Source organism: Vallitalea okinawensis (assembly GCF_002964605.1).
Classification (GTDB): Bacteria; Bacillota; Clostridia; order Lachnospirales; family PQDH01; genus Vallitalea_A; species Vallitalea_A okinawensis.
The window spans coordinates 122,927-143,051 of record NZ_PQDH01000006.1; the positions used below are offsets into that span (position 1 = coordinate 122,927).

The 20,125-nt window shown below is 33.4% G+C and carries 16 protein-coding genes; 7 read left to right on the top strand and 9 right to left on the bottom strand.

All coding sequences use genetic code 11. The features are described 5' to 3' along the window. Nucleotides 1-83: 83 nt before the first annotated feature. Together C1Y58_RS16535 and C1Y58_RS16540 are read right to left on the bottom strand one after the other, a co-directional pair. Nucleotides 84-890 (bottom strand): transporter substrate-binding domain-containing protein, encoded by an 807-nt coding sequence (locus tag C1Y58_RS16535; RefSeq protein ID WP_105617201.1) that lies wholly within the window; start codon nt 888-890, stop codon nt 84-86. Between the two features lie 214 nt (nt 891-1,104). Beyond that, nucleotides 1,105-1,551 (bottom strand): MarR family winged helix-turn-helix transcriptional regulator, encoded by a 447-nt coding sequence (locus C1Y58_RS16540; RefSeq protein ID WP_242985414.1) that lies wholly within the window; start codon nt 1,549-1,551, stop codon nt 1,105-1,107. Between the two features lie 132 nt (nt 1,552-1,683). Between C1Y58_RS16540 and C1Y58_RS16545 the strand changes: the two genes are divergently transcribed. Beyond that, nucleotides 1,684-2,133: a hypothetical protein gene (locus tag C1Y58_RS16545; protein ID WP_105617202.1), complete on the top strand. Its 450-nt coding sequence runs from the start codon at nt 1,684-1,686 to the stop codon at nt 2,131-2,133. A 45-nt stretch (nt 2,134-2,178) separates the two neighbouring features. Here the strand turns inward: C1Y58_RS16545 and C1Y58_RS16550 are convergent, their stop codons facing one another. After that, the gene (locus C1Y58_RS16550; RefSeq protein WP_105617203.1) at nt 2,179-3,648 is read right to left on the bottom strand and encodes a sulfatase family protein; all 1,470 of its coding nucleotides are present in this window, start codon (nt 3,646-3,648) and stop codon (nt 2,179-2,181) included. 125 nt (nt 3,649-3,773) lie between these two features. Between C1Y58_RS16550 and C1Y58_RS16555 the strand changes: the two genes are divergently transcribed. After that, complete coding sequence (locus tag C1Y58_RS16555) at nt 3,774-4,580, top strand: helix-turn-helix transcriptional regulator (protein ID WP_105617204.1); 807 nt, start codon at nt 3,774-3,776, stop codon at nt 4,578-4,580. A gap of 102 nt (nt 4,581-4,682) precedes the next feature. Here C1Y58_RS16555 and C1Y58_RS16560 read toward each other — a convergent pair whose 3' ends face one another. The 3 genes from C1Y58_RS16560 to C1Y58_RS16570 form a co-directional block, all read right to left on the bottom strand. Further along, nucleotides 4,683-6,218, bottom strand: a complete 1,536-nt coding sequence (locus tag C1Y58_RS16560) for a glycosyl hydrolase family 18 protein (protein WP_105617205.1) — start codon at nt 6,216-6,218, stop codon at nt 4,683-4,685. A 138-nt stretch (nt 6,219-6,356) separates the two neighbouring features. Beyond that, nucleotides 6,357-7,862 (bottom strand): response regulator transcription factor, encoded by a 1,506-nt coding sequence (locus C1Y58_RS16565; RefSeq protein ID WP_105617206.1) that lies wholly within the window; start codon nt 7,860-7,862, stop codon nt 6,357-6,359. Then, nucleotides 7,859-9,664, bottom strand: coding sequence for a sensor histidine kinase (locus C1Y58_RS16570; protein ID WP_105617207.1), 1,806 nt, complete (start codon nt 9,662-9,664; stop codon nt 7,859-7,861). The genes C1Y58_RS16565 and C1Y58_RS16570 overlap by 4 nt, the downstream gene beginning before the upstream one ends. Before the next feature lie 189 nt (nt 9,665-9,853). Between C1Y58_RS16570 and C1Y58_RS16575 the strand changes: the two genes are divergently transcribed. From C1Y58_RS16575 to C1Y58_RS16590, 4 genes are all read left to right on the top strand, one after another. Beyond that, nucleotides 9,854-11,524: a type 2 periplasmic-binding domain-containing protein gene (locus C1Y58_RS16575; RefSeq protein ID WP_105617208.1), complete on the top strand. Its 1,671-nt coding sequence runs from the start codon at nt 9,854-9,856 to the stop codon at nt 11,522-11,524. Nucleotides 11,525-11,636: 112 nt separating this feature from the next. Beyond that, nucleotides 11,637-12,593 carry an ABC transporter permease gene (locus C1Y58_RS16580; protein WP_105617209.1) on the top strand — a complete coding sequence of 319 codons (957 nt, stop codon included), beginning with the start codon at nt 11,637-11,639 and terminating at the stop codon, nt 12,591-12,593. A gap of 18 nt (nt 12,594-12,611) precedes the next feature. Further along, nucleotides 12,612-13,508, top strand: a complete 897-nt coding sequence (locus C1Y58_RS16585) for a carbohydrate ABC transporter permease (protein WP_105617210.1) — start codon at nt 12,612-12,614, stop codon at nt 13,506-13,508. A 12-nt stretch (nt 13,509-13,520) separates the two neighbouring features. Then, nucleotides 13,521-14,840 carry a glucosidase family protein gene (locus tag C1Y58_RS16590; RefSeq protein WP_105617211.1) on the top strand — a complete coding sequence of 440 codons (1,320 nt, stop codon included), beginning with the start codon at nt 13,521-13,523 and terminating at the stop codon, nt 14,838-14,840. A 22-nt stretch (nt 14,841-14,862) separates the two neighbouring features. On the opposite strand, the gene C1Y58_RS16595 is transcribed toward C1Y58_RS16590, so the two are convergent. Next, nucleotides 14,863-16,278, bottom strand: a complete 1,416-nt coding sequence (locus tag C1Y58_RS16595) for a phosphoglucomutase/phosphomannomutase family protein (RefSeq protein WP_105617212.1) — start codon at nt 16,276-16,278, stop codon at nt 14,863-14,865. 75 nt (nt 16,279-16,353) lie between these two features. Here C1Y58_RS16595 and C1Y58_RS27075 point away from each other — a divergent pair, with 75 nt between their 5' ends. Further along, nucleotides 16,354-16,482 carry a hypothetical protein gene (locus C1Y58_RS27075; RefSeq protein WP_278286130.1) on the top strand — a complete coding sequence of 43 codons (129 nt, stop codon included), beginning with the start codon at nt 16,354-16,356 and terminating at the stop codon, nt 16,480-16,482. Here the strand turns inward: C1Y58_RS27075 and C1Y58_RS16600 are convergent. Then, nucleotides 16,479-18,935, bottom strand: a complete 2,457-nt coding sequence (locus C1Y58_RS16600; RefSeq protein ID WP_157950160.1) for a phosphodiester glycosidase family protein — start codon at nt 18,933-18,935, stop codon at nt 16,479-16,481. The two genes, C1Y58_RS27075 and C1Y58_RS16600, sit on opposite strands and share 4 nt — an antisense overlap. A gap of 40 nt (nt 18,936-18,975) precedes the next feature. Then, nucleotides 18,976-20,121, bottom strand: coding sequence for an ROK family transcriptional regulator (locus C1Y58_RS16605; RefSeq protein ID WP_105617214.1), 1,146 nt, complete (start codon nt 20,119-20,121; stop codon nt 18,976-18,978). Nucleotides 20,122-20,125 lie beyond the last annotated feature (4 nt).

The following is a 20,125-nucleotide window of genomic DNA, read 5'->3' on the forward strand; positions in this document are numbered from 1 at the left end:
TACTTCAGCCTTGATTATTGTGGCATATCATAGAAAAGGGATCTGTAAGATGAAAAACATCTTATAGATCTCCTTCGTTATACTTAAAAGAAAAAGTCAATACCGTACTGCTCAAACTCTTTCTGCTTCTCTATTAAATGATCTTCTCTGATTTGATCATAAGTACCATCGGTTTTTGCTTCTTTTAAGAAGGCGTCAATCTCAGCTTTCAAACCTTCTTCACCTTTTCTCATGGCTACGCCCCAACCCTTGGTATTAGGTAATGGCTCTAAAATTGCCTTTGTCTGATCAGGGTAGTTTTCATGATGACGAATAATTGATAAAGGATCATAAATAAAAACATCAGCTGTTCCTTGTGCCACCTCTAATACTGCTGTTGCTTCTTCTTCTACGTTTTTAATCTGAGCTTTACTGGCATTAGACTGTGCCCATAATGCTCCTATGGTTCCTGTTTTAGAAGCTATGATTACCTCTTCATTATTAAGGTCTTCATATGATTCGATTGGCGAATCAATATTCACAAGCATCATAAGTTGGCTTGTTGTATAAGGGTCAGAGAAATCTACTTTCTTCTCACGTTCTTCTGTTATAGTCATGGATGAAATGATAATGTCAATTTCTCCTGTATCAAGTGCTGGAATTAAACTTGGATAGGGCGTGTCCACAATTTCAACTTCTTTTCCCAAATACTCACCAAGAGCTTTAGCCAAATCCACACTGGCTCCTACTGGCTCACCTTTTTCATCCTTGTATTCAAAAGGTGGGTACTTGAGCTCCATACCAACCTTGATAACTTCTTTATCTAAAACACTTTTTTCTTCTCGTTGACAACCAACTAAGAAAATACTCAATACTAAAATCAGGACCAAAAATACGCTTATTTTCTTCATAATAACTCCTTTCAACTGCTTTTTTTATAAATAAAAGTCTATTCATTAGTCTATTCATTTACTTTTTTGTTCTTATAAGTCATTATAATATAAATAATAATATTTATCAACTAATAATTATTTATAAATAGTTCACTAAAACTATCTTTGTAATATTGATATTCGTTTCTACTTATATACTTTGACATCCAAGTATTTTGTTGTAAAATATTAGTTAAAGGTTTTTAAAAATCTTATTAAGTATATTTAAGAATAGCTCCCTTTCCTCCTCACTTATTCCAACGTACTCTTTTTCAAAGATTTTCTCTCCAATTTCTCTAAATTGAGGTTCAATATCCCTCCCTTTTTGTGTTAGATAAACTAGATTTGATCGGCTGTCTTTTGGGTTTTTCTTTGTAGCCACAAACCCTAGTTTTGTCAACTTATTAATGAGTGTCGTAACAGTTGACCGATCTCGATGAATTTTGTCAGCAATCTCTGTCATCGTTAATTCTCCATACTGATATAACGTAGCTAAGATATCTCCGTGTGAAGGAACTATACCAGTCAAGCCTAATTGCTCTAATTCACTGGTTATAAAATTATTAGCCCGTTCTCTAATTCTTCCTATTAAATAAATGCTATTGTCTGTTTTCATAACCACATTATACTTGGATATCAAAGTATTGTCAACCTGTAAGATAATTTCAATTTATTAGTAATCATTTTAATGGAACTTATCAATTTCCTCAGACGTCTAATGTACATAGATTGATATCAACTAATAAATGACTCAATATATGGAGGTATAACTATGAAAAAATTATGGACTACATTAATATTCGTATTATTACTTGCAATTGTTTTGGCTGGTTGTATAAATACAGAGGCTACAGATGATATAGATACAGATCAAGTTAATCAAGAAACATTTGAAGAAAACAATGACACAGAGGTAAGTGCTGATTGCGAATATTATGACCCAGATGTTCATGGTAAATTTGTAGGCGGTGCCATCATAGAAGTTGACCGCAACAATGGTACTGTGCTTATAGAAGACTTTGAGAGTACTCTATATACTGTTCAATTAGCTGAAACAACTAATTTTGTATTCACTTCATTGGATGAGCTAGCTGAAGGTCAGTCCGTAACTGTTCGTGCAGAAAACTTTGATGAAGGAATAACTACTATTCAAGCTTTAGAATTACAACTTGAACAAGAAATCGACCCAGATGATATAACTGAAATAAGCGCACTACAATAATAGTAAAGGCATGGTTCTTTTAGGAATCATGCCTTTCACTCATTATTAATCCACACTATCTACCCAAATCATTTGCTCCCAACGCTGGGTACCTGTATTGTGTAGAACAGTACCTTTCGTGCTACGACCTTCCACGATGTATTTCTTCAAAAGAATTTTCAATTCTTCAACAACATCTGGGTGTTGGTCATAAATATTGAATTGCTCTCTTATATCTTCTTCTAAATTATATAACTGAACAGGTGGATAAGCTTCTGGTGTTGTTCCAGGTCTTGGCACACTCCACCCACCAGAATCAGGACACATTTCTAACTTCCACTTTCCTTTTCGGATGGAAAAGGAACCATTAATAGAATGATGTACTAATGCCTCTCTTACAGGTAGTAGCTCTTCTTCCTCACTCCAAATAGGCAAATTACTGACACTATCTTCAGCCACATGATCTTCTAAGGAATCACGAAAGATATCTGCAATAGTCGCAAAGAAGTCCGTTAAACAAACAGGTTCTTGAGACTGTATACCATGTCTGATAACTTGTGGCCACTTAATGATGAGAGGTACGCGGTGACCACCTTCAAAAATATCTGCTTTAGTTCCTCGATAAATATAACTTGGATTATGACCGTATTGAGCTAATTCATTATAATTTGCCATAGGTGAACAACCGTTATCGCTTGTATAGATCACAATGGTATTTTCATCAAGCCCACATTCTCTTAATTTTTTATTTACTCTACCTACGACATCATCACACATTAAGACAAAATCACCGTATTCATTTGTACCTGAACGTCCTTGAAACTCTCTTGTAGGTAAAATAGGTGTATGAGGTGCATTAAGAGGAAAGTAAATAAAGAATGGCTCATCTTTGTATTCATCTATCTTACTTAGAACTCTCTCAGTGAAATTGGGTAATACTTCTTCATGTATGAAATCCTCACCTGTAAGCCCTGTTCTAAAAAATTTCTTATTGAGTTCCTGTGGTATTTTTACATCATTTACCTCAACCCGATTAGGTATTGCTGTTACTTGTTTATTTTCTATATAGACATAGGGTGGCATATCCAAAGAGCCAGCAATCCCATAAAAATAATCAAAGCCATGGTCGATTGGTGTATCTTTGAGTGGCTTAGTATAATCAATACTTTCCTTTTCATTAGCATCTTTCAATGTCCACTCTAAACCTAAATGCCATTTACCAATACAAGCTGTCTTATATCCTTTCTCCTGTAGGTAAGTAGCAACGGTTTGGCGCTTTGTTTCAATAAGTGGTTTATCATAGCCAAAGAGAACACCTTGTTTTAAAGTACTCCTCCAATTGTATCGTCCTGTCAATATACTGTACCTTGATGGTGTACATACTGCAGATGATGCATGTGCATCCGTAAAGGATATTCCTTCTTCACACATCTGATCTAAATGGGGTGTTTTAAAAGCAGCTCGTTCATTGAGATAAGAGACATCGCCATACCCCATATCGTCAGCTAAAATATAGATGATATTTGGTTTGTTCATATGTAACCCTCCACATTAAAAACTTTACATATCTATTTCATAACTATATAATATAGCTATATATAAACCTAATCAATAAATTAAAATGTATAAAAACTAAATTATTCTGCATAGGAGTTAATGCTATGGATAACTTGACACCTCATTTATTATCTGCATTTTATACTCAGCACAAAAGAACTTATAATCGAAATCATGCTTTTCCTAAAAGAAGAACTACCTCCTATGAGCTGGTCTATTTTCTTGATGACAGCTGTTGTAAAATGCTTTTGGATAATAAGGAGTATCAGATTCTAGGGGATACAGTTGTCTTTAGAAGACCTGATCAAGAGAATCAATCTTTTATGTCCTATGAAAGTATTTTGCTATGTTTTTCTTTTGATGAATTGAATGATGGTACAATTGTTGATCATCCTCTTCTACATAACATTCCAACACTTAACCAGAACTTAAATCAAGCTAGTTATAGGAAGATATTTGAAGATATATACAAAGAGTTCTTACTTAATCGTCAGTACGCTAGCTATTACCTCTCATCAAAATTGATGGAAATCTTATATGGTTTATTCCTTGAGCAAAATACTAACATGACAAATCATCTAATGGAAATCACTAACCAAAATTTATTGGACTTACTTAATTACGTACATGCCAACATTGAAAAGAGTTTCACTGTACAAACTATGAGTCATGAGTTATCCATGAGTGAACGTTATGTCTATAAACTTTTTAAAGAATCTCTTCATGTGACGCCAACACAATACATAAATGAATGTAAATTAAATTATGCAAAAAAATTATTAGCTACTTCTAATATACCCGTACACCAAATAGGTAAGATGAGTGGTTATGATAACTCAACCTATTTCATTACATTATTTAAGAGGAAATATGGAACAACTCCTCTTCAATACAGACGTCAGCAGAAATAATCATACTATTTTAATTCAACTGCATAATGAAAATAACGCATAATTCCCCAAAGTGAATTATGCGTTTGATATGGATTAAATTCAATTAATAATATAAATGCTCTAATTAATAGTATCAATTATTGCTTTATATAGGCTGGTATTATCGGATGTATCTTGAGTAATTTCCCAAATCATAATACCACCTGCATCTTCAAGAGCTAACTCCGCCTTCTCTTGAATAGTAGGTATACCATTATAGTAATAGCCATTTGAGTAATCACTATAGACAGCACTTGGGTCTTTCTCTATGATTTCATCGTATCGTTCTGCCTGATCCTTCACATTACGACCATAGAAAGGAACACCTAAGACGATTTTATCTTGGGGTACATTACGTTGATTTTTCCAATAATTTAGAGCTGTAACCGCAAATTCGTATGATGAATGATGATTTGATTGATCACCGTATTGACCATCATAAACCATGATATTTAACCAATCAACAAGGGCTATAGCCTCATCTTTTATACCCCCAGCAGCCCAAGATACATAACCACTAGGTGTTGCACCTGCAATAACAGCCGCAGTTAACCCTTTGTCTTCTTGATCTAATACTGCCTTTAGTTCTTCTAGTAAAAGGACAAAGTTTTCTGGCTCATCATTCTTATCAGGATATTCCCAGTCCATATCTATACCATCAAGATTATATTGATCAACTAGGTCCATCAAACAATTAATGAATATGCTTCGTTTTTGTGGATCACTTGCAATATTTGCAAATGTGGTATCATATCCCCAACCACCAATAGCAAGATATACTTCCACACCTTGACTATGAGCCTCTTCAACGAGTTGTTGTAACTTTTGGGGTTGCTCTACTTTTACACTACCATCTTCGTTAGGGACTGCAAAGGCATAATTAATATGTGTCATCCCATCATAATTGACTTGTGCAGGTGATTCACTAGCCCAAAATGGGTAGTAAGCCACTACTTTAAAATCTTCATCAGCTTCTGGTAGCTCACCTTCAAAAATCTCATCGAATACCCTGGTCAATAGAGCTATAACTTCAGCTCGGGTAATAGGCTTTTGGGGTTGAATTGTATTATCATAATATCCTACTATGTAGCCTTTCTCAACAGCTAGTGCCACTGCTTCCATGCTCCAAGTTGATATCATATTATAGTCATTAAAAGCTTCTATGTTCTTTGTATCTTCAACTACCCCGCCTGTAATTTTAGCAACAATTACTGCGACTTCTTCCCGAGTTATTGGATTCTGAGGTTTTAAAGTTTGATCGCTATAACCTTGAATGTAACCTTCAGTTACACCCTTCGCCATTTCTTCATAATACCAGCTCGTTGTAGAAACATCCGAATAATCAATATCAGTATAGGTTTCTGGTTTAAGAACACGATTTATAATCGTTACAAACTCTGCTCTTGTTATATAATCATTAGGTTGAAAACTTCCATCACTGTATCCACTGATAAAACCATATTTTGTCCAAATACTTATTTCATCTTCAGCCCAGTGTCCTTCAGTATCCACAAAACTTAATCCCTTACTGAACGCTGGGTTTATAGTAAATGACACCAGTAGAATAAATCCCATGATTATGGTAATTATTCTACGCATCTTACCCTTAAATCTCATCTAACATTCCTCGCATCTCTTTAGGTATTTGCTTCCTAAAGTTAATGCCCCATAATAATGATAGTTGAAATTATATTCTGTATCAATGTTACATTACACCAACAACACCAAAAACTACTATACCTCTAAGATCAATGACTACGGCCTATTGTTCATATGTTTTTTTCGATACACAGAAGGGGTAATCCCCTCTGTTTTTCTAAATATCTTGTAAAAATATTTATCATCAGTAAACCCAACCATTTCAGCGATTTTATAGATTTTGTAATTGGATTCGATAAGTAATCTTTTTGATACAGTAATTCTATACTTTTGTAAATAATCAATAAAACTAATACCCATTTCCTTTTTAAACAAATGACTAAAGTAAGTAGCATTAATCTCTAGATACTGACCAATGTTATCAATAGTAATACTTTGGTTATAATGATCTTCAATGTACATTAACGCCCTTTGTATGTGATTATTATAATCACTATCCGGCTCATCAGAAATTTTTAACTGTTTCTGTAAGTATTGTTTTATGGCAAACTTAAGATTTGTAAGAGATGATGCTTCTAAATACATTCTATCAATGACTACTGGCTTATTAGTACATTTTTCAATTAAACACTTCAAAAAGTCCTTTATAACTTCAGGGGTTACATTAGGGTCATCAACTAGTCTACGAAATAAATCATCAAATTCATTACTAAATCGAATGAAATTTTTTTCTTTATAGGTCTGAACTGCACTGTTATACCAAAGACTATTACTTGCGTTAGAGTTCATCTCATGTTTGGTTTCATCAAATAAGATGATAGATTGCTTTGGCTTCAATAACTTGTAATCCAATGCTATTAAACATTGTTTCATTAATTTAGAAAGGTATAGAGCAGATTGAAGACTACTTAACCCCATGGTAATCGGTCTTTCTTGGCTATTGTTTAAGTGTTTAACAACATATTGCATATCATTTACATAATTTATTGTGGAAAAATCTTGAGGTAGTTTATGTAAATAGATCGTCTGAAAATCTTGTGTTTCAAAGGTTGTCAGCAGCTCATACTTTTTACCTAACGCTTGATGCAAATCTTGTCTATGTACAGAAGGGAAAATAGCTCCTGCTATAAACTGCTTTCCTTGCCACTGAATAGAGGTAGTCTTTAATTTTTGTTCTATTTTTTGTGAGGTTAAATTCTTAGCTGATAAAAGTTCTTTAAAAATCATTCGATTATATTCCTGTAACTTGGAATCTTTACTTTCTTTTTCTTGGTGAGCCAGGTTCTCTTTTTTTATGCTTGCTAGTAATGAAGTGAGTAAATTCTTTAAATCCTCTTTGTCAACTGGCTTTTCTAGATAATCTGTTACTTGATATCGAATGGCTCTTTGAGCATAAGAAAAATCACTATAAGCACTTAAGATGATAATTTTTACTGTAGGATTGACAGCTCTGATCTTTTCTATAAAATCCAAACCATCCATCCCAGGCATTCTAATATCCGTCATAATGACATTAGGCTTGTTGGTATGATAGATGTCTAATCCTTGAAAACCATCTGATGCTTCAAAGATATGTGATATATCCAAATTCATTTTATTAATGATTTTGATAAGTCCTTTTCTAATGTGGTTATCATCTTCTACGATTAATAATTGATTCATCGCTTACCTCCCCCTATAACTGTGTCATCTACAACCGGCATATTGACGATAACGGTTATAGTTTCATTGGCACTACTCATAATTTTCACACCATAAGTTTCACCGTAATAGAGCTTTAAACGTTTATTAACATTAACCATTCCAATGTGGCTAATGGATTCTCTTTGATTGGAGTCTATCATCTCAAGTTGATTACAAATCTCTTCTAGTTTTGATTCTTCAATAGGTTTACCATCATTTTTCATGAAGATGGATAATTCATCCTTTCCTTTCTCCCCAGTTATAAAAATATTTAATGGTAGTCCATTAAATCCATGTATAACTGCATTTTCAATAATAGGCTGTAATGTAAAGGTTAAAATATGTAAATCCATCAAATCTATAGGAATATGACAATGTAATTGAATGAGATTATTATGGGTTATATTCTGAACTTTAATATAATGGTTTAAGAAGGATAATTCTTGTTTAATTGTAATGGTATTGGTACCTTTTTTTAAGTTCTGCTTAATGAGTTTAGCTAAAGATATTAGCCCATCTGAAACTTCTTCATCATCATTGATTTCTGCTAACATCCTCAAGCTTTCCAATGTATTATAAATAAAATGAGGACGAATTTGAGCTTGCAATGCTTTTAATTCAGATTGTTTCTTTGAGATTTCATATTTATAAACTTTATTTATTAGTTCATTTATACGAAAAGCCATCCTGTTAAAATCCATAGCCAAGTGATCTAACTCATCTTTACCATTCACTTGAATATGGACATCAAAATCTTCTTCTTCTATTTTTTTCATACTATTTCGGATGACTTTTATTTTTTTGGTTAGAATGCTACTTAGTGTAAATGCCAAAAGTATAAGTAAAGCATAGGTTGTGAACACCATGATAATATATGTGGACATAGGTTGTTTGAGTAATCTGTGTATTTCCCTCTCTGGAAAGACATCGATAAAATAAGTATCTAATTTTGCAATTTTCTTATAATAGGCATAATAGGAGGTATTATTACTGGAATAAGCTAAATAATCCTGGTCACCTTGAAGAATTTCATTGACATCAAATACTTCCACTAATTGAGTAACTATATTATCCTTTTTATTATCTGAAAATATATGGCCCGTGGTATCCATAACGACCAACTGATCTTTATTGTTTGTAGAAGAATAGGTATATAAAGTTGAAGCAAATAGCTCTCTTGTGTTTATTTCTAATTCTAAATAAGCAGTATTGGCTGGATCAAAGGGATTAACAATATACCATAGTGATAAAACTTCCCTTTTCTTATGGTTTATATCAAGATAATCTCTTGCAATGTGACTTGGTTCCCAATAGGGATTCCCCAATGAAACTTGCTCTAAAACGTTGTTTAACCAGGATTGATCTTCGTAATTACTTATATGATGAAACATTGCTACCTCATTAATATTTTCATTATACGTAAATATATTGATATCCTGAATATAAATATTAGTATTTTGAATCCATGTAACCAAAGGTAAAATCTTATTATTATAATTTTGTACGAAATTACTTGGTGAGGTATTTGGTCCTTCTCTTAAGAAAGTAGTTAGTTGAGTGTTAACAGATAAATAATGAGCAATATTTTCAATATCATTTAATTTTAAATTAATTGTTAAGACTTCTTGATTAAGTTTCTCCATTACTGAATCCGTTTCTTGTTTTTTTAGTATGGACCAGAAGTCTTTATAAATGAATATACCAAATAATAATACTGGTAATGTAATCAATAGCATATAGGTTAATACTAATTTACTTTTATAGCTTATACTTCTTTTCATCGAATCACCTTCAAGTCGTATTTTCGAAAAAATGTTGCTATAATTATAACGCACAAATAACCTTTTTAAAAGCTATAATTTTTTAACATCTCAAATATATTACACTAAATCTAAAAGTATTCAACTGACTTATTGCACAAAAAAAGCTATAATTAGCACATGAATTTGATCAATATGAGGAGGAGAGTTATGAAACGTTTTATAAGTCTTACATTAGTTACAGTACTTATTGTAGCATTACTAGCAGGATGTGGATCAAATGACGACAAAACTACTGTCAATGATCCCAAGCCTATTGAAACTGTAGGAGAAAATGAATATGGATGGGAGATGCCCAGTGAAACAATCGAATTTACTTATTTTGCAGGACAAGGAAATCCTGATGATGTTGAAAAAGAATCTAAATTAATCAGTGAATTCTTACTACAAAATTTTAATGTAAAAATTAATAAGATGGTTTATGATACAGATCGTAAAGAAAGATTAAATTTGATGCTTGCATCTAACGATTACCCTGATGTCATAACAGGATTGGACTTAACAGATGTTAACCTCTTAGTAGAACTCGATAAAACCGTAGAGCTTACATCTCTCATCGAAGAATATGGTCCAAACATAACAGAGAGATATGGGGATACAATTGAAAGATATAAAACCGAAAATGGTGAACTCAATTATTTAATGAAAGGTTGGGGATTCTTACCGATTCCTGATAACAGTGCCACAATTCGTTACGATATATGGCAAAACATGGGTGCTCCTGAGATTATAACAACTGATGATTACTACAAAATATTAAAGCAAATGGTTGAGGAAAATCCTGTGAATGCAGATGGTAAAAATGCCTATGCACTTTCCTATTATGGTGGTGAATCAGCAAATATTCTCGAAGACTGGATACAGATTACATTAGGTATGTGGGGTCTTAAAGACGGTTATAAAGAAGACGAAAATTATCAATTAACCCACTGGGCTAATACTGAAGAAGGCTTAGAAATGACCATATGGATGAATCAATTCTTTAGAGATGGTTTATTAGATCCCGATAGTGTTGTAAATACTTTTGACGATTGGAAATCAAAGGTATCCACTGAAAGAGCTTACGGACATATAGGACGCTGGTGGGATACATGGAATGCTGGCCACGAAGTCTGGCAGAAAACTGATGAGAATTGGCAAGATGATAAACGTTTTGTCCATGTAAATGTAAAGAATGAAGATGCAGAACAAGTATATTTATCACCTAAAAATACTAACGGATGGTCTGCAACAGTTATTACAGATAAATGTGAAAATCCTGAAGAAGTTATGAAATGGCTAGATTTTGAGATATCTGATATGGGTACAAGAATTAATGGTTGGGGTGTACCAAACTTGGATACTTCATCATGGGATACAGACGGTAGTTCTTACACCTTCAGAGAAGAAGCAAAACAAGGTGTTATAAATGGAACATACGATTATGAAATTGGATCATTATTAGGTCAATACGAATACTGGTTAGTTATGGGGCAGAAGCCACTTGCCGATGGAACAAATGTATGGTTTGACCAAAACTTTAATAATGAAAGCAAATGGAAAAAAGTCATGAATGATAATTTGGTAGACACAATCTACGACTTCTCAGCTTATAGAAATATAAGTTACGAACCTGATAATCCTCTAACAGTTGTTAAACAGCAGGTACAAGATGTTATCCTTACAGGATGGACCTATGCTATTACAGCTGAAACAGAAGAGCAATGTATTCAAAGATTCGAGGAATTACAAGAAAAAGCTAACGAAGCTGGATTACAAGATTTAGAAGCTTATATTACTGAGCAATACAATAACAACTTGGATGCATGGAAAATGAAATAAATCAAGTTAATATCATATTTAATGAGAAAGAGAAGGAAAGTCAGTATCTTTCCTTCTCTTTTAAATAGTGAGACATTGCTCTCTATAAAATTATAGCTAGGAGGGGATATCGATGTCTAAATTATCCCAGGCAACATCAAGTAAAAAGAAGGAATCTATGTTGAATACTATAAAGCGAACCTTCATAAGAGAGAAACAACTATGGTTCATATGCATTCCCTTAATTATATGGGTATTTATTTTTGCCTATATACCGATGTATGGTGTCCTAATGGCCTTTGTTAAATTTGTTCCAGGTAGAAGTATAATGGAATCTGATTGGATTGGATTGCAATATTTTATTCAATTCTTTAGCTCCCCTGATTTCTTAATGGTAATGCGTAATACTTTAGCCATCAGTGGATTGAATATTTTATTTGGTTTTCCCGCGCCTATTATATTAGCTTTATTATTCAACGAATTGAGACTTAGTAAGTTTAAAAAAACTGTTCAGACCATATCTTATTTACCTCACTTTATTTCCTGGGTTGTAACTGCCAGTTTAATTTTCACTTTGTTAGGTAGTGATGGTTTAATCAATGAATTATTAATAGGATTAGGATGGGTAGAAAATCCCATTGGTTTCTTAAGTGAAGGCGATTATTTTTGGGGACTAATTACAAGTGCTAATATCTGGAAAGGCATTGGCTGGTCTTCTATTATCTACCTTTCAGCAATGGCAGGTATCGATAATGAATTATACCAAGCAGGTGCAGTCGATGGGCTTGATCGATTTGGTATGATGAGGCACATTACTCTTCCCTCTATAAAAACGACTATCGTGTTATTATGGATCCTTGGGATTGGCGGTATATTAAATGCTGGTTTTGAACAGCAATTACTATTAGGTAATGCTCAAACAAGAGAATACTGGGAAGTCATTGATACTTACGCCTATAAATACGGTATACAGTTAGGTAAGTATTCTTATGCAACAGCAATAGGGCTTATGAAGTCCACTATAGGTGTTACTTTGGTATTTTCAACTAATAAGTTAGCTAAGAAATATATGGACGTTTCCATATTGTAATGAAGAGGAGGATTAATTATGAAGGAAAGATATTATAAAAAAAATATATCAAATAAGGTTTTTGATCTCTTCAACATCCTTTTCATGGTGATATTTTCATTTATTATGCTTTATCCTTTTTGGAACCAATTAGTACTTTCATTAAATGATGGCTTAGATGCTATGAAAGGAGGTATTTATTTTTGGCCCAGATTATTTTCAACTGATGCTTATAAAATGTTATTTGAAGATGGTAATCTTATTAAAGGTGCTTTGGTATCTGTCTTACGTGTAGTCTTTGGTACAGGAACATGTTTAATTGCTACAGGTTTATTATCCTATGTTTTGACTGTTAAAAGTTTTTCTGGAAAAAAAATAATAAGAATAATATTTATATTTACGATGTATTTTAGTGGTGGCCTTATACCATTTTATTTACTTATTGTTAAGTTAGGGATGACAGATACCTTTTCCGTTTATTGGCTTCCTGGTTTAGTCAATGTTTATTATATGTTAATCATCTCATCCTATATGCAAAACTTACCTGAGTCTATATCAGAATCCGCTAGAATTGATGGATGTAGTGAGCTTCGTATTTTCTTCCAGATTATCTTTCCAATATCCAAGCCTGTTTTTGCAGCTATAGCTGTTTATCTAGCTGTGGGACATTGGAATGCATGGTTTGATGCATTAATTTACAACCCAAGTGGTAATTGGGATACTTTACAAGTCTATCTAAGAAGGTTACTACTTGAAGCAGAAGCAGTTAATCAAGTTCAAAATGCACAATTAGCTCAAAATGAATATCGTAATTTATCCCCAGAAACTTTGCGAGCAGCTGCAACTATGGTTGTTACACTGCCTATCGTCATGGTATATCCATTTTTTCAAAAGTATTTTGTAAGTGGTATTACATTAGGTTCTGTTAAAGGCTAGGAGGTAAAAAATATGAAGATTCAATCAAAACTTTGCTTACATTCCTCAGATCAAAACTTAGTAGAAGGGTTTCACTGGGCGAAAGAACAAGCTTTGAGTTATGTATCCTTATCTGATCCAGTTGGTCCTTGGTATGAAGCAGCCTTACCAGGTCGACATGCATTTTGTATGAGAGATGTGGCACATCAGACTAATGGTGCTCATGTCCTTGGTTTGGATGAGTGTAACTTTAATATGTTATATCAATTTGCTAGTTACATTAGTGAATCTAGGGATTGGTGTACTTATTGGGAGTTAACCAAAGATGGTGAACCTGCATCCGTTGATTACAAGGATGATGATAATTTCTGGTATAATCTACCTGCAAACTTTGATTTCATAGATTGTTGTTTAAGACAATATCACTGGACTGGAAATAATGAATACATAGAAAATAAAGTACTCAACTATTTCTATGATCGAACTGTTACAGATTATATCGATACATGGGATATCAATAAAGATGGTATTCTGGAACACCTTCCTGAGTATGGTAGAAGAGGATTAGCCTCCTACAGTGAAGGAAACTTCAATATTGTTACAGCCAGTGACTTAATAGCAGCTCAATATGCAGGTTATAAAGCTTATAGCGATATGCAAAAAATAAAAGAAAATCACTCTTTATCCATTGATTATTATGAGAAAGCTCTTGGGTTAAGAGAACATTTTAATAACCAATGGTGGGATGAAGAGAATAATAAATTTTATGGTGCATTACTGCATGACGGTAGCTACTATGATATTAGTAATGCGTTACTCCTCTATTTTGATGGTGTTAACAAAGACAAACAAGAGCATCTATTACAACGTTTATATAATAATCAAGCCATCAATGTTGAAGAGATGTCCTATTATCCAGAAACCCTATATAAGTTTGGTAAGAAGAAAGAGGCCTATAACATACTATGTAACCTCATAAACCCAAACCTAAAAAGAAGAGAGTATCCTGAAGTATCATTCAGCGTCATTGGTACCATCACAACTGGTTTAATGGGCATACAACCTGATGCGACCAAGAGAACTATTACAACAAAATCTGGCTTAACTGAAGATACAGCCTGGTGTCAACTTCAAAATGTTCCTGTTTTTGAAGGATCTATAGACCTTCGACATGATGCAACACATCTCTCTACACTCACCAACAATGGGATTGAAAACTTAACCTGGAGAGCTTACTTTGAAGCTGCAAACGAAGTCCTCATTAACGGGAAAAAGGCATCGTTAAAAGACTCTTTTATAGATTTACAAGTAGAGAAGGGTCAAAAAGTGAGAATAGAGGCTTTTAGGAACTAAAAGGAGTGCTGATGATAAGTCATCAGCACTCTTTAATAAATTGTTCTACTTGTTTGCAAACTTTTTCTGCTTCCTCTATAGTATCCATTTCAGCAAATACACGGAGTAGCGGTTCTGTTCCTGAGAATCGAATGACTACCCAGCCTCCATTTTTGAAATATACTTTAATACCATCGACAGTACTTATTTTATCGATATCATAGCCGAATTCAGGGATCGTCTTATCATGATATAAGATTTCAATTAGTTTCTGACGATCTTCAGCGTTAAAGCTATATCCATACTCCACCATATGATATTCTCCGTATTTATTATAGATGCTATTTAACATCTCTGCGATGGATAGTCCAGTGACAGCCACCATCTCTACCAGGACTGAGGCAGCAAATACACCGTCTTTACCTTTAATGTGACCTGCTATTGTTAAGCCACCACTACTTTCTCCACCAAGTATGGCATCCTTTTCTTCCATCTTTGAGCTGATATGCTTAAAACCTACAGGTACTTCGTAACATTCCTCACCATAATCCTCAGCAATAGCATCCAGTAGGTGAGTTGTAGCGATATTTCTAACAACAGGACCTTTTTGGTGTTTATAATTCAATAAATAATAATAAATTAAGACTAATATTTCATTAGGATGAATGAAGTTACCTTCATTATCTATAACACCTAGTCGGTCTGCATCACCATCTGTACCTAATCCTAAGTCATATCCCTTCTCTACCACTTTCTGTTTGAGAGTATTGAGGGTCTCTGCACTAGGTGAAGGTAATCTTCCACCAAACAAAGTATCATGGCGATCATGTATTAAATCTACTTCACATCTTGAAGAGAGTAAGATGGTTTGAAGTGATGTTTTTGATACACCATACATAGGATCTAATAAAATACGTAGCTGTTTATTTCTAATCGCATCTGTATCGATTTTTTCCATGATTGCATCAATATAATCATTAAATGGATTGATAATCTCAATAACTTCTTCTTTAACGCCATTTTCAAAGGTCTTAGCATCAGTTGACTCAGAAAAGATTTCACTGATGATGTCCTCTAACTCAGATGTCACTTCTTCTGAAGCATCTTTCCCACCTGATGTAAATACTTTAATCCCATTGTATTCAGCAGGGTTATGGCTGGCAGTTATCGCAATGCCATAATGGCAACCTAACTGCTTAACTGTATACATGATCATAGGTGTAGGTGCTATCTTATCAATGAAATATACCTTTACACCATAATGGGCTAAAACTTCAGCCATCCATTTAGCAGCTTCCACTGATAGAAATCGTCGATCAAAACCAATGACTACACCTTGCTCTTTACAATTTTCCTTGGCCATTTTAACACTAAGCCCATGCGCCACTTTAATAATATTACTCTTAATAAAATCTTCACCAATGATTGTCCGCCATCCACCAGTACCAAATTTAATCATGTTTATGCCCCTTTCTTCTCTTCAATAAACTCATTAATCTTAAACTCACGTTACCAAAAGCATAGGAGGAGTTCTATGAAGCAGCGAGCCAAGGAGGGCGAGCCTGGCTGTCTAAGACATGGACGTCTTTCCAGCCAGCGTAATAGTACTCCTCCTATGCTTGACCCTAAATGTTGTGTTTTATTGAAGTTCCTTATGCTTTAAACTTGTATCACTAGCATTGAATTAAGTTGTCTTGCCATTCCTGTACACGTATTATTGGATGCCGCTGGATAACTTAATTCCATCAATTCCTTATCCAATACCATTCCAAGTAATGCCGATGCACCACCATCTAAATTCATCATGAACTTAATACTGCCAATTTCTTTCATAGCTATTTTGGCCATTTCATCATAGTTGACACCAAGAGAAGTTTTAGTTCTCCCTGAGTAAACTAAAATAAATAGTCGATCATCCATGGTTAATCCAATTCCTGTTCTCGGATGTCTTTCCATCTTATGAATTGAAGATTCCTGTGTTTGCTTGGATAAAGGATTCATCCATCCTTCAGCTTCAAGGTATTTATGTGCTCGGCTTTGATCTTCAAAAATGTTAATATTATCTTTAATGATGGTCAATCCACCACCAAAAGCCCAATCTATTGCATTCCATTCCTCCCTGCTAATTGAAATAGGAGGATCTAGATCTAACTGATAAGATAAATGATGACATGTATAGTAGTCATCTTCTAGAGATCTCAATGACAAGGTCTTCAAAAATGTATCTGCAATTTTTCCACTGAGAGATAGTACAACACCTATTGAAGGTAGTGAAACATCTCCTTCTCGTATGGCAATTATCTCTTCATTCACAATAACAATGTTTAAACGGTCTTTCCCAACATCCAAGCTATAATGTAAATGGTCTTCATTACTATAATCATTAGCAAGCTGTGGGGTATAGATGATCACTTCTCTATCATCAAAAACGTTAATATCTTCTTCTTTCCAGTCAATTACTAATTCATCTATTTTTATTTTACCTGCACCTAACTGATAATTTGTAAAACTGAAGGTACCATCTTCCCTCATGTAGATACAAGGTTTATTATAAAGAGGAAATGTTTTTACTCTTCTTCCTTCTTTAATAAAATTTTTAAACCCTAAATGTCCTGTCTCAAAATCTATGTGTTCATGAGGGCGATTCTTCCTAACTCTGTTATAAAGCGCTGATAATTTAGGTGTAAGAAAGAATAAAAAATTAGAGATAAAGTGTAATCCCTTATCTTCAATCTCATCTTCTATAACCATCCTTGGAGATAGGGCTTTTTCCCCATCTGAAAGTATAATCTTTGATTGCTTAGCTTTATTTAGTACAATACCATCTACCAATACATTTTTTTGAAAGGTATCAGGTTCTGGTTGAAATGCAATTGGACTTAAATCAAATAAGTCATAATATTTTGAAATGTATTTCAATTCTGGATTTTTGCTTCTGATAAAATCTCTTATGCATTGTTGTTTATTAATATAATAAGTGTTAAAATCCTCGAATGGGGCTGTTGGCTTCATCAATCGATACATTGCTTTCTGATCTTGATTCGACTGATTGGTGTATATATTAATAAAATAGCCCGGATATTTCTCATATAAATCCGCTATACTTAATTGATAAATGCCTGCACCAAAAGATTTACACAAAGCACTAAGATGGAAATAGGTCAACTTACTTTTTTCCACAATGGGAACAAAGTCATAGATATTAAAATTTGCTGGTACATAAATAATCACCTTAGAATCATCTGTATGGATGTTCGTTACGCATTTGCCATAAAAACTACTAATATTTGCCTCAATAATCGAATTTACATTTAAATCTTTTATTGCTAATAATGTATATTCTCCAAAACCATGAACAAAGACATCATCCTCTTCAATGGCTTTGTATAATTCTCTATTGAAAGATATTTCGTTGAAATGAATTCCATAGTACTTTGAATGATCTATCAATAATTCCATCTGTTTATTGGCTATAGCTTCAGCAACATCTTTATAAGTACCGTGTTCTAAAATACACTGTAAGTCCTGCCTAGTTGCAAGGTCGTAATGATTAAGTTCTTTAAACAGGAGATAGACTTTCTTCTTCATCATTAAGTATTTTCTGATGACATCTAGAACTGAGGGAAGATCTTCATAGCTTTCTGGTATCACCACAATGCTCTGCTTACTATTAAGCATGGTCCTGTATATATCACTTTGATCTATAGTAAAATCTTTTATATCCATTGATTTTTCTTGAATAGCTATCAGTTTTTCTTTAATTTTTCGAATTCGTAATTGCTTCAATGCTTCTATTGATTCCATACTTAAATGGTTTAATCTTAAATAATGGATATATGTATAGACTGTTTCATTATAATCATTTACAAAAGACATCATGTCATCTATCTTCTTATCCAGCTCTACCATATAAACATTATAAGTCTCTTTTGTAATAATACCTTGCTCTAATAAACGTTCCATATAATGATCTCGTATGATACGATTTTGTGTGGTCACATCAATGGTTACATCTCGGTATTCAAACTGATAAAATAAATTATAGCCCCTAAACTTACTTCTTTGATAACTACCAAACTCATAGGATTCATTAGCTACGTATTTATTTGTCCACATAGTCATTATCCTTTTCTATTTGTATTCATGTTAACTTCATCTAATCTATTTGAAATAATAAATCCTCTTCGTTTTCAAAATAATGATCTATTAATAATTTTGCACTTAAAATAGCTAAATTGACATTCTCATGTATATTTAAATCTTTATAAGCAACCCAATCGGTTAAATTCTCTCTAATTTTTTTACTTAATTTTTCAAAAACTATATCTCTAAAATCATTAATAAATTTTCCGGTTAAAACTATTCTATCTAAATCTAACAAGATAACAACATTAGCAAGTGGAGGTGCTACAATGTCGCTTACCTCTTCAATCATACGTGTTACTTCAGTATTCCCTTTTTTTACTTCTTCCTTAATTCTTTCATAATTCATATCTAATCGCTCTTCTAATGCACCTATAGATGCAAGTGTTGTCAGACAACCGTACTTACCACATTTACATTTTCTCACTTCCGGAGCATAGTTAACAGTTATGTGTCCGAACTCTCCTGCAACACTATTGGTACTTCTCATAACATGCCCATCAATAACGATAGAGGAGCCTATACCTTGATCCAACTTAACTACGATAAAATTAGTATCTTCTCTAAGATTGAAGTTTTCTGAATGAGCAATGGTGTTCACATCGTTTCTTATAAGAATTGGAATACCTAAGTATTCCAATTCTTTTTTTAAGTTTATATTAAACCAATTGAGGGGCTTCACTTCAATAATAATGCCCTTCTTCTCGTTAACTACCCCTGTTACACTTATAGCCACAGCTTGTATACGATTAATCCCACTAAAATCTGCTTTTACCTCATCAATGAGTTGCTTGATTACATTAAGGGCATCATCATCTTCAGCTAACTGTTTTTGACATGCTTTAATAAGATCTCCTAGTAAGTTAGTGAGAACTACCTTGATCTCAGTTACTGTGACTTCAACTCCTATAACATAAAAGTCAGTATAGTTAATTCTTAACGACATGGGATTTCTGCCCTGACCCATTTGCCGAACACTTTCTTCTTTGATAATACCTTTATCTAATAGTTCCTTGACAATATTGGTCACCGTTTGAGAAGATAGATTTATTTTTTCAGCTATCTTTTTACGATAAATACCATTGTCTTCATGTATAACTTTTAGAATGCTCTTTATGTTTTTTAGTTTCATCATATCAGGGCTAGTTAACTTATTCATAAAA